Genomic DNA, 11815 nt, shown 5'->3' on the forward strand with positions numbered 1-11815 from the left:
GAGTAGCTCATCACCCTATGATTCTCGGATGCCCCCTAAATCTGGTATTCCGCTTCTGCTGGTTCTCGGTCTCCTCGCCGGCTGTGGCATGGCCCAGGGCACCGTGCCCTCGAAGCCGGAGGACGCGGTGACGGAGTCCATCCAAGGACGTTGGTGGACGTGGGCGGCCTCCGAAGTCGAAGACACCAACCCTGTCATGGACACGACAGGGAAGTTCTGTGATCGGAATCAGCCGGAGGATGTGTGGTTTCTCGCTGGCACTTTTGGCGTCACCCTGCAGCGGACATGCATGGTTCCCGCGGGAAGGCCGACGGTCTTCCCGCTGGTGAATCAGATCGGCACCGAGGCGCAGTGCAGGGAGTTCATGGCCGCGGCGAAAGGTAAGGCCACCCTTGACGGCAAGGCGATCACGTCGGAACGAATGGAGGAGGACAACGTCACCGTGACGGGTGCGGCAGGCAATCCTCTCACGGGTGAGGGGGGAACGTTCACGTCATACGCTTGCGGTATCTGGGCGCGCATTCCGCCGCTGACCGCCGGCCGTCACAAATTGACCATTCGTGGTTCCTCCGGAGACTTCCGCACCGGCGTTGACTACACGCTCATCGTCGGAATCGACCAGGAGGTATGAAATCCGAGGAGCCACGAGAGGGAATAACCGACGCCCGTACCCGAACGCTCACCGTACCGATTGGCCGTCTGCATCAACCCCTCAGTGAAGCGTTGAAGCGGCTGTCGAACCGGTGCCGCCGGCGTCCGACCACTGGCTCAGCTTCCTTCACCACGGCCGGCAAGGCCGTCTCTCCCGCTCGGTACCGTCCTGGAGCGTCCGACATGGTCGGATGATCCCAAGCTTCGAGGCGGGTCGCTGCCTCTTCATGTCGCAGCCTCGCATACCGAACGGCCCGGGCGGCGGGCAGCACCGCCGCTTGACCTGATGCCGCGTAGTCCCGGGCGCGGATGGGGATCCCGGTCGTACCCGCGTCGACCTCGACGTGCCCGGCCCTCACGCGGCCTGCGAGGGGCCCGACGAGGCGCGCAGCGCGGGGAGCACCGCCCCGAGTACGGCGAGCAGCGCGCACGCGGCCGTCACGGCTGCGACCGTCCCCCACGGCATCGGCACCCCCATCGGCCCGGCGATCTGGACGAGGGCCACCCACAGGCCGAGCAGGTTGAGCGCGGTGGCACCCGCCGCCAGCACGACGCCCACGGCCACGACGAGCAGCGCCTCCAGGGCCGCGTACCTCAACACCTGCCTCCTGCCGGCACCCAGGAGCCGCAGCGCGCCCCGCTCGCCCGCCCGGTCAGACGCGGCCATCAGCAGGGTGTTGACCAGCCCGATGGCGGTGTACGCGAGCATGATCCCCAGCACGACCAGCAGCCCGAGCCGGCTGGCCGACTGACGGCGCTCGCCCGAATCCCCGGCCCATTCCGACTTGGTGACGGCCCGCGCGTTGTGCCCGTGCACGGCCTGGTCCAGGGCCTTGCGCGCCGCCTCCGGTGAGGTGCCGGGTTGCAGCTTCACGTACGCGACCGAGGGCGGCGCCGAGAGGGCGTGCCGAGGGGTGACGTAGGAGTCGGCCGGCGAGTCGGCGCCGAGCAGCGCCACCACCTTGAGCGTGGTGCGGGTGCCGTCGGCCTGCCACACCGGCACGCTCTGCCCGACCCCGCGCTCCCAGCTCTCCGAGACCGCGATCGAGCCGTCGTCCAGCCCGTCGAGCGATCCGGCGGTCACCGGCACGTCGAGCGCCTTCCTGAGCGCAGCGGGATCGACCGCCTCGGCGGGCCGACGGATCAGCACGGTGTCGCCCTCCAGGGTGTACACGCTGGTGGAGGTGGCCGTGGTGACGTCCACACCGGGAAGGGCGCGCAGCCGTTCCACGAGCTGCCTGTCGAGCCCCACGGGCCCGCCGGGCAGGACCAGGTAGTCGGCGCGCACCGGCGCGCTCTCCATCGCGCCCTTGGCGGCGTCGGTCATCGCGGCCCCGCCGAGCAGCGAGCCGGCCAGCGCAACGGTGACCAGCACCGGAGCCGCGGTCGCGGCGGTCCGCCCGGTGGAGGCCAGCACGCCTCCCGCCACGATGACGCCGCCCGCACCGTGCAGCCGCTCGACCGGCTTGGCCAGCAGGAGCGTGACCGGTCGCGTGACGGCGGGGGCGAGCAGCCCGGCGGCGGCGATGAGCTCCATGACGATCGGCATGAACGACTTGTTGCTCGTCGCCCCCGACGGATCCGTCACGGCGATGACCGCCATGCTGATCAGCGCGAGCCCGAGCAGCCCCAGGCCGGCGATCCACCGGCCGGGCGTCATGGCCCTGGGCTCGATCGCCGCCTCGCGCATGGCCTCCGCCGGGCGGACCCGCCCGGCGCGCCTGGCCGCGACGGCCACACCCGCCACGGCGACCAGCAGCCCCATGGCGAAGGCGAGGTAGGAGGGCACCGCGGACGCGCTGGGCACCATCCAGTCCGGCGCCATGCCCAGGCCCACCAGCCAGCCGAGGATCGGCCGGGTGCCGAGGGGACCGAGCGCGGCGCCCACGGCGGAGGCGGCGAGGGCGACCAGCACGGCCTCGCCGTACACCATGCGCCTGACCTGCCGGGTGGTGGCGCCGACGGTGCGCAGCAGCGCGAACTCCCGTCGGCGCTGGACGACGGCGAAGGCGAACGTGGAGGTGACCACGAAGACGGCCACGAAGGCGGCGAACCCGGCGGCGATGCCGGCGATGATGTTCGCGTTGTTACGGGCGTCCTCGTCGGCGGCTCGGTTCGGGTCGGGCAGCGTACGGTCCTGCCCGGTCAGCACCGTCGCGCGCCCACCGGCCGCCGCCCGCACGTCGGCGGCCGGCGCCCACACGGCCAGCGCGTCGACGCGCGGCGACAGGCGCGCGGCCTGCGCGTCGGTGAAGAACACGGTTGGCTCGGGCCCCGGGGACGCGATGCCCACCACGGTGTACGGCCTGGCACCGTCCGCGGTGACGACCTGGACCCGTGTCCCGGCACGTACCGGAAGCCCGGCGGTCACCGCGATCTCCCGGTCGGCTTCCGGAGCCCTGCCCCGGATGAGCGTCTGCGGCGCCGTACGGAAGGCCGACCACGGGCGTCCCACGGAGGCGGGCCCGTCGGAGAGCTGCGCGGGGAAGATCCGGTCCACGACCGCGCCGGGGAGAGCTCGGATCAGCGACGCGTCGATCCCCCGCGGCTCGGCCAGAGGTGCGCTGGTCTCCCCCTGGCGGGCGTTCACGCGCAGCAGTCCGTCGGGCACCACCACGACCGGCGCGGCGGCGTAGCGCTGCGGGCCTCGGCCGGGCGAGTCGATCGTGGTGGTCAGCACCTGCCCGAGCGCGGCGATCAGTGCGGTGCCGAGCACCAGGGCGGCGAACGTGCCGACGAAGGACACCCAGCGGGTACGCAGAGTTCCGAACGCGATGGTCAGCATGACGCCGCCTCCAGCTGCAGCATCCGGGTGGCCACCAGCTCGGCGCTCGGGTCGTGCAGCTCGCCGTACACGCGGCCGTCGGCCAGGAACACCACGCGGTCGGCGTACGAGGCGGCGACCGCGTCGTGGGTGACCATGACGATGGTCTGCGCGTGTTTGTCCACCAGCGTGCGCAGCAGTTGCAACACCTGACGGCTGGTGTTCGCGTCCAGCGCGCCGGTCGGCTCGTCCGCGAAGAGCACGGCCGGCCGCGTGACCAGCGCCCGCGCGATCGCGACCCGTTGCTGCTGTCCCCCTGACAGCTCGCCCGGGCGATGTGAGCCGCGTTCTGCCAGCCCCACGGCGGCCAGACTCTGCCTGATCAGTGCGCGGTCGGGACGGCGCCCGGCCAGGCGCAGCGGCAGGCCCACGTTCTGTTCCGCGGTGAGCGAGGGCAGCAGGTTGAAGGACTGGAAGATGAACCCGATGCGGTCGCGCCGCAGCAGGGTGAGCTCCCTGTCCTTCAGCGTGGCCAGGTCACGGCCGTCGATCACCACCTGTCCGGCGGAGGGGCGGTCCAGCCCGGCCGCGCACTGGAGCATCGTCGACTTGCCCGACCCCGAGGGGCCCATCACGGCGGTGAAAGTGCCGGGCGCGAAGCCGATCGTGACGTCGTCGAGCGCGGTGACGCCGTGGGCGTACTGCTTGGTGACCGACGTCAGCGCCACCGCGACGTCCAGCACCTTCATGGGATTCATGTCACGTAACGCTAGGAAAGCCGTGTTCTTCGCGGTATCGGACAAGTGACTAGGATGCGACGGTGCTTCTGGGACGCGACCGAGATCGGCAGGTGGTCGACGCGCTTCTGGACCGCGCCCGCGAGGGGCACAGCGCCGCCCTCGTGATCGGCGGCGATCCCGGCATCGGCAAGACCACGATGCTGGCCTACGCCGAGGAACGGGCGACGGGCATGACCGTCCTGCGCGGCACCGGGATCGAGACCGAAGCCGAGATCCCGTTCGCGTCGCTGCACCTGCTGCTGCGGCCGGCACTCGGCCACGTGGACGCGTTGCCGGGCCCGCAGGCGGCGGCGCTGAGGAGCGCGTTCGGGATGGGCCCCGCGACGCGGGACGACCAGCTCCTCGTCGGCCTCGCCGTACTGTCGCTGCTGTCCGAGCTCGCGGACGACGCCCCGCTGCTGTGCCTGATCGACGACGCACACTGGGTGGACCTGGCCTCGGCCGGCGCGCTGCGGTTCGCCGCCCACCGGCTGCACGCCGAAGGTGTGTGCATGCTGTTCGGCGCCAGGGACGGATTCGAGGCGGCCGGCCTGCCGGAGCACCGGCTGCACGGCCTCGACCAGGACAGCGCCGCCCGGCTCCTCGCGGATCGACGGCTGCCGGAATCGGCTCGCGAACGGGTCATCCGTGAGAGTGCGGGCAACCCGCTCGCCCTGCTGGAGCTGCCCAGCGACGCGCCCGACGGCTACGGGAGCCCGTTACCCCTCCCCCGGCGCATCCAGGAGGCCTACGCCGCGCGGATCGCCGCGCTCCCGCCGGACGCCCAGGTCGTGCTGGTGGTGATGGCGCTGGAGGACGGCGGCACCCTGGACGTGATCCTGCGCGCCGCCGCCGGCCTCGGAGCCGGGCCCGCCGCGCTCGGCACGGCGGAGCGGTCCGGACTGATCCGCGTCGCCGGCGGGCGGGCGGCTTTCACCCATCCGCTGATGCGCGCGGCGGCGTACCAGCACGGAAGCATCGATCTTCGGCTCGCGGCCCACCGGAGCCTGGCGGGCCTGCTCGCGGACCAGCCGGACAGACGGGCCTGGCATCTGGCCGCCGCCGCGATCGGCCGCGACGAGCGGGTCGCGCTGGCGCTGGAGCAGGCGGCCGAGCGGGCCATCGACCGCAACGGCCACGCTGGGGCCGCGGCGGCCCTGGAGCGGGCGGCCGAACTGGCGGAGGATGAGCAGGCGCGGGCGCGGCGGCTCACGGGTGCGGCGGTCGCCGCCGCGGACGCGGGACAGCCGGGCCGGGCCAAGGAACTGAGCGAGCGCGCCACCGCCCTGGCCGTCGACCCCGGGCAACTCGCCCGGCTGGCCGAGCTGCGGGCCAGGATCGCCTTCGACGAAGGCGCCCCCTACACCGCCCACGACCTGCTGGTCTCCGGTGCCGAAAGAGTCGCGACGACGGATCGGGGCGCGGCCGGGATGATGCTCATCGACGCCGCCCGCAACGCCTGGCAGCTCAGCGACCTCGGCAGGGTCGCCGAGGCGTCCGACCGCCTCCACGCGCTCCGGCTACAGCCCGAGGACGGCCTGGACGCGGCGGTCGCGGCCGTGACAGGAGCGGCCCTGCTGCTCAGCGACGGGCCCGAGAAGGCCCTGCCCGCCATGCGGGGCCTGGTCTCGGCCGTGAACGGGCTCCGCTCCGGCTCGCCGGCGCTGAGCGTCAACGCCGCCTTCGTCGCCGGCCTGGTGGGCGACTTCCAGACCGGACGGGACATCGCCGCCGCCGCAGCGGACGAGTGCCGCGCCCGGGGCCAGATCGGCTGGCTGCCCATCGTGCACGTGACGCTGGCCGCCTGCGAGCTGTATCTCGGCCGGTTCACGGACGCCGAGGCGGTCGCGACGGAAGGACTCCGCCTGGCCGCGGACACCAGCCAGCCGAACCGGGCCGGATACCTGGAGGGCATCCTGACCTGGATCGCCGCGGCGCGCGGCGACGCCGTACGCTGTGCCGAACTGGCGGCACGCTCCCGCGACCGCTTCGACGTCAGCCGGATCGTCAACCACCTGGCCTGGGCGGAGTGGGCCAGGGCGCTGCTCGACCTGGGACAGGGCCGGTTCGGCGAGGCGCTCGACCGGTTCGAGGAGGCGATGGACGGACCGGTGCGTCACCAGATCCAGGCCGTCTACTTCGCTCCCGACCAGATCGAGGCCGCCGTACGGACGGGGCGGCCCGCGGCGGACGCGCTGCGCCGGTTCGAGGCGTGGGCCCTCTCCTCCGAGCTCGACTGGGCCCGGGCCGTACTGCACCGCTGCCACGCCCTGCTCGAACCCGACTGGGACAGGGCCGACGACCACTTCCGCACCGCCGTACGCCTGCACGCGGGCAGCGGACGGCCGTGGGAGACCGCGCGCACCCGGCTGGCCTACGGCGAGCGGCTGCGCAGGGAGCGGCACAAGAGCAGCGCGCGGCCGCACCTGCGCGCCGCGCTGGAGACGTTCGAGCGGCTGCGCGCCCATCCGTGGGCCGAACGGGCCCGTACGGAACTGCGCGTTTCGGGCGACACCAGCTCGGCGGCGGCCACCGAGGTCCTCACGGCGCTGTCTCCGCAGGAGCTGCAGATCGTCCGGTTGGCAGCGGCGGGCCTGACGAACCGCGAGATCGGCGCCCAGCTCTTCCTCAGCCCCAAAACCGTCAGCTACCACCTCTACCGAGCCTTCCCGAAACTCGGGGTAGCCAGCCGCTCCCAACTCGCCGGCCTCGACCTGACCTGACACGAGCAGTTCTGCCCCAGGCGCTGACCTGAGCGGGGCTTGTCCCCACTCGACACCCAACGGAATGATCAGGCCGTCCGTGATCTCCAAGACCGAGGTCCCTCATGGCCATGTCGTCCCGTGCCCGCTTGGTTCGTAGCGCGATTCTTCTTACCGCTTCCCTGCTCATGTCAGGGTGCGTAACAACATGGCAGGTCGATCCGGCGGTCCTCGATGAGGTGCGCAGCGTCGGAAAGGTAATAGGCGAGGTGACCTATGACGGAATCTGGGAAGACACGAACGACATCGTCACCACGTTCGTGATCGATGTCGGCGGCAAGAGCGGCCCCGACTCGGTCGACAGGGCCATCGATCTCCTGGGTGGACGCGGCTGGAAAGCCTTGCGCACCGACCTGCCGGCTTCGGTGACGATGGGGTCGCCGAAATGGGGAAACGACCAGCTGGTTGTGCGCCCCTTCGACCCTCGCGAAGTGAAGAACGAACCCGAGATCGAGAAGGAGATCTCGAGGAAGTCACCCGACCCTGAAGCCCTTGTGGTCGTGTTGGCATGGGAAGGCGCTTCAGAGGACTGAGCGTGCTGACCTGCCGCTCTACCACTGCTTGCCCTCCGCCAAGCGCTGTTCCTTCATCGCGGTGGTGTCGACCCGCCCGGCGGGGAAGCAGCCCAAATCACAGGGCCGAGGTAGAGCGTTCTACCGAACGAACGACCGTTGACCCGTGACCCTGGCAGGCTCGGCCTGCCCCGGGTCGATGGCGGGCGGGATCCCAGGTGCCGAATCCATCGGTCTGCCTGGGCTTTCACGCTGAGAGCGGGTGACGGAGTCGAACCCGGGCTGTCAGCCTGGGGGCCGGCTACTGACCTTGCGACTTTCGGCGAGACCCGTCGTGACAACTCCCCCTACATGTATGCCTTGGCCTGCAGGTTGAAGAGTTCGTGGTACAGGCCGCCCGAGTCGAGAAGCTGGTCGTGGGTGCCGACCTCGATGATGCGGCCGGCTTCCATCACCACGATCAGATCCGCCATTCTCACGGTGGAGAAGCGATGGGAAACCAGGACGGTGATCCCTCCGTTGCGGCGGGTCGTGCGCGATGAGGCGGCCGCGAACCTCTCGAAGAGGGCGTACTCCGCTTCCGGGTCCAGCGCAGCCGTTGGCTCGTCCAGCGTGAGGAGGAGGGGGTGCGGCCGCATGAACGCGCGTGCGAGGGCGAGCCGTTGCCACTGGCCGCCCGACAGGTCGACGCCGCCGGCGAAACGGCGTCCGAGTTGGGTGGCCAGGCCCGCCGGAAGCTCCGCCACAACGTCGGTGGCGCCCCCTCGGCGTGCCGCCGCTTCAAGGGATTCGAGGTCGTCCATCCGGGCGAGATCACCGATTCCGATGGTCTCCTGGGCGGTGAACTCGTACTTCACGAAGTCCTGGAAACCAGCCGAGGTTCGCTCATGCCAGGATCGCGGGTCGAGCTGATGAAGATCGATCCCGTCGACCTCGACGGTGCCACCGGTGGGGTCGTACAAGCGCAGAAGCAGTTTGGCGAGTGTCGATTTGCCGGCACCGTTGTCGCCGATGATCGCAACCGTGCTTCCAGCCGGCAGGAACAGATCCAGGTCGGTGACAGCCTGTCCGGTTGATCCTGGGTAGCCGAAACTCACGTTGCGGAGTCTGATGCCGTCACGCAGGTGGGTGGGTGCCGGCGTCCGTCCTGACGACCATGAGTGTTCCTCGGCGTAACGGCGCAGCCATCGAAGGTTGGCGACGGTGTCCAGCATGCGTGCCATCTGGCGCGTCGACGTCGCGAGCCCGGAGGCGGTCCGGTCGAGTTGCGGGATCAGCAGCACCACCATGGCCACGTCGCCCGCGTTCAGGTTGCCCAGGCGCGTTTGCCACAGCACGAAGGCGATGGCGCAGCCATAGCCGGTGGTGAAGACCATCGTCATCAAGAGGTCCCGCCAGACATCACGGCGGAAAGCCGTCCATCGGGGAACATCCCGGTTGCGGTGCAGACGCTCGAACTCGTCCAGAAGCACGCTGCGCAGGCCGTAGGCACGGATTTCCAGGCCATGCCGAGGGGATCCCGCCAGGTCGGTCAGTAGCTGGATCTTGCGATGGTGTGCGGCGGTCGCCCGTTGGATCCGTTGAAGGTTGCGGCCGGTACGTCCGGCAACCCAGATCCTCACCCCAGCCAAGATCACCAAGGTGAGCAGTACCGGATGGATCGTCACCAGTAACACCATGATCGTTGCTGACCCGGCAAGGACGGAGAGGAAGGAGCCCAGTGCCGTGGCGCCGTACTTCAGCTCCCGAGACTCCTCTCTGATGTGGGCCAGCCGGTCGGCGATGTCAGGCCGCTCATGGTGGGCGATGCCGGGGATGCCGCTGGTGAGATCGAGAAGTTCGCGATCGAGGTGTCCTTCGAGCTGGTCTTCCATGGTGGCCTGGACGGCGCTGGACGCGATGCGGGCCACGAGGGTTGCGCCGAGACCGCCCCCCAGCCAGATCAGCCCTGCCCGCCAGGCGCCTCCGGTGGCCAGACCGTTGGCAGTGAGGCCCAGCCCGTACGCCAGCAGCGGAGCCGCGACGGCCATGCCCATGACCGACACGAACTCGATCGTCGCGAGCAGTGGTACGGCGCGCAGGGTGAGCCGGATCAGCGTCAGCGTGGAGCCGAGGATCTCACGCATCCGCGGCTCCCTGCAGGTAGCGGTCTGCCTGCTGGTTGAACATGACGCTGTATCGACCTCCCATGGCCATGAGGTCCTCGTGCGTGCCGGCCTCGATGATGCTCCCGTCCTGGAGAACGCAGATGCGATCTGCCGGCCGTACCACCGAGAAGCGGTGCGAGATGATGAGGGAGGTCGCCGAGGAGGTGAGCTCGAGGTAGCGCTCCACCAGATCCGCCTCCGCGCGCACGTCCAGAGCAGAGGCCGGCTCGTCCAGGATCAAGAAGGACGCTCCTGATCGCAGGGCGTAAAGGGCGCGTGCCAGTGCTATCCGCTGCCATTCCCCGCCCGACAGGTCGACGCCCTCGTCGAAGGATTTGTGCAAGGTCGTGTTCCACCCTTGAGAAAGGCGGGCGACGGCCCGGTCCGCACCGCTTTGCGCGGCTGTCTCGGCGGCGATCCGCTCGTCGTGGGGCGAGGCAAGAACCACGTTGTCGATCGCGGGGCTGGGCAGGCGGAGGAAGTCCTGGGGAACAGGCGCCAGCCTTCGCTGCCAGCCGGCGAGGTCTTCATCGCTCATGTCGGCCAGATCGACGCCATCGACGATGATCTTTCCAGCGGTGGGCTGCAGGATTCCGGCTATGAGCTTGACCAGCGTTGACTTGCCGGCCCCGTTGACGCCGACCAGGGCGAGTCGCTCCCCGGACCGAATCTCCAAATTCAGCCCCTTCAGTACGTCTTCTTCTGCGCCGGGATAGCGGAACCACACGTCATGAAGCTCAATGGCGGGCAGCTCATCACCGCCGGGGACATCAGCGGTCGCGGGACCAGCCTCCGCCTGGAGAGTCCGCATGGCCTTGTAAGCCTCTACTCCCCTGATCAACCGCGCGGCGTGGTGAGCGTCCGTCGAACCGCTCAGCCGCAGGAGGGCCGTAATGGCGATGGTGACCTCAGCCACGGTCAGACCACCGTCCGCCGTCGCGAGACCGACCATCGCCACGGTTCCCAGAAGGCACAGCAGATGCAGCCCCTGAACGCCGAAAGTGAGGAGCGCAGCGCGCCGCCGCTCGCGCAGCAGTGGAAGCAGGGAGGTGCGCCAGACGTGGTGGTACTTGCCGGAGAACCAGTCGGCGAGACCGAATATCCGTATCTCCTTGGCGGCCTGGTCCATTCCCGCTTCGAGGATGTACGCGGCACGTCGCTGTTCCTCGGTCTGGTCGGCCCACTGATCGGATTCGGCGATCAGCAACCTGGCTGAATGCCACTCGGCCAACCATGTGGCGGCGAGGACGGCGAGGGCAGCCCACCAGGAGAAGACGACGCCGACGAGAACTGCTGACCCGCTCGCGGTGAGACGCGCGGACAACAGCGGACCAAGCGCCTCTATCCCCGTTCGGACCCCGAAACTCCCCACCCCGCGAGCACGTTGAACGGTGTCGCGGAATGCAGGTGTTTCGAGATGAGTGATCAGCACGGGGCGAAGGAGGGCATCGACGATACGCCTGTGCGTCCGTGGTTCGAGGTCGTGGACGATCCGCCGCGTGGTGAGCTCTGTGACCAGCGGCAGAGCCCGTTCAAGGGCGAAGACGGCGATGAGTGCTCCACAGAGAACGAGGAAGCCGCCGGACGGCCCGTCTTCGACCGTGGGGGCAACCGCGCCGACCAACTCACCGATCAGCAGGGTGAGCGCCAGACCGGCTGCGGCATGTACGACCACGGCAAGCAGCATGAACGGTGTGGATTTGCTATGGCGGAGAGCGTAGCTCAAGAGCTGCGACACGAAGCGGACCTCATGCTGTAGGCCGATCTCGTAACGGCCCGGAAGGTCAACCCAGACTCTGGCGCCGTTCTTGCGTAGATCGAATTCCACCACGTCCGAACGCCATCCGCCTACACGATAAAACCGTTCCGCGAGAATGCGGCAGCGACGCCGGGCTCGGCGGACCAGGGCTAGAGAGTGTCTGACAAACGATCTACATGCACTGTTGAATGTCGGTCGTGGTGCGACGTGGTGAGCTGACGGACAAGGCGTGGGCACGTATCGAGCCGCTGCTGCCGGCGATGGACGGCCGGGGCCGTCCTTGGCGTGATCACCGGCAGGTGATCGACGGCATTTTGTGGCGGTTGCGGACCGGCGCGCCGTGGCGGGACATTCCCGAGCGGTACGGGCCCTGGCAGACCTGCTACGAGCGGTTCAAACGCTGGGAACAGGACGGCACCTGGGCGCGGCTGCTGGAGGAGA

Annotated in this window: 8 protein-coding genes; 4 read left to right on the forward strand and 4 right to left on the reverse strand. The window is 69.7% G+C overall.

Features of this window, described 5'->3' with window-relative positions:
- Positions 1-28 precede the first annotated feature (28 nt).
- Positions 29-631, forward strand: a complete 603-nt coding sequence (locus tag BLR04_RS41435) for a signal protein (RefSeq protein WP_218129109.1) — start codon at positions 29-31, stop codon at positions 629-631.
- Positions 632-1006: 375 nt separating this feature from the next.
- Here BLR04_RS41435 and BLR04_RS22780 read toward each other — a convergent pair whose 3' ends face one another.
- Both BLR04_RS22780 and BLR04_RS22785 read right to left on the reverse strand, forming a co-directional pair.
- Positions 1007-3436 (reverse strand): FtsX-like permease family protein, encoded by a 2430-nt coding sequence (locus BLR04_RS22780; RefSeq protein WP_090768783.1) that lies wholly within the window; start codon positions 3434-3436, stop codon positions 1007-1009.
- Positions 3430-4173, reverse strand: a complete 744-nt coding sequence (locus tag BLR04_RS22785) for an ABC transporter ATP-binding protein (RefSeq protein ID WP_425413447.1) — start codon at positions 4171-4173, stop codon at positions 3430-3432. The genes BLR04_RS22780 and BLR04_RS22785 overlap by 7 nt, the downstream gene beginning before the upstream one ends.
- A gap of 62 nt (positions 4174-4235) precedes the next feature.
- Between BLR04_RS22785 and BLR04_RS22790 the strand changes: the two genes are divergently transcribed.
- Both BLR04_RS22790 and BLR04_RS22795 read left to right on the forward strand, forming a co-directional pair.
- Entirely contained in the window at positions 4236-6917 is a 2682-nt protein-coding gene (locus BLR04_RS22790; RefSeq protein WP_090768787.1) for a helix-turn-helix transcriptional regulator, read from the forward strand.
- A 104-nt stretch (positions 6918-7021) separates the two neighbouring features.
- A complete protein-coding gene (locus BLR04_RS22795) occupies positions 7022-7489 on the forward strand; it encodes a hypothetical protein (RefSeq protein ID WP_090768789.1) in 468 nt (155 codons plus the stop codon).
- A 326-nt stretch (positions 7490-7815) separates the two neighbouring features.
- On the opposite strand, the gene BLR04_RS22800 is transcribed toward BLR04_RS22795, so the two are convergent.
- Together BLR04_RS22800 and BLR04_RS22805 are read right to left on the reverse strand one after the other, a co-directional pair.
- Positions 7816-9594, reverse strand: coding sequence for an ABC transporter ATP-binding protein (locus BLR04_RS22800; protein ID WP_090768792.1), 1779 nt, complete (start codon positions 9592-9594; stop codon positions 7816-7818).
- Positions 9587-11446: an ABC transporter ATP-binding protein gene (locus tag BLR04_RS22805; protein WP_090768795.1), complete on the reverse strand. Its 1860-nt coding sequence runs from the start codon at positions 11444-11446 to the stop codon at positions 9587-9589. Before BLR04_RS22805 ends, BLR04_RS22800 begins: the two co-directional genes overlap by 8 nt.
- Before the next feature lie 125 nt (positions 11447-11571).
- On the opposite strand from BLR04_RS22805, the gene BLR04_RS22810 reads away from it, so the two are divergent.
- The coding region (locus BLR04_RS22810; protein ID WP_143022149.1) for an IS5 family transposase at positions 11572-11815 on the forward strand (244 nt) is incomplete at its 3' end.

Origin of the sequence: Nonomuraea maritima (assembly GCF_900100395.1) — a bacterium.
Taxonomy (GTDB): Bacteria; Actinomycetota; Actinomycetes; order Streptosporangiales; family Streptosporangiaceae; genus Nonomuraea; species Nonomuraea maritima.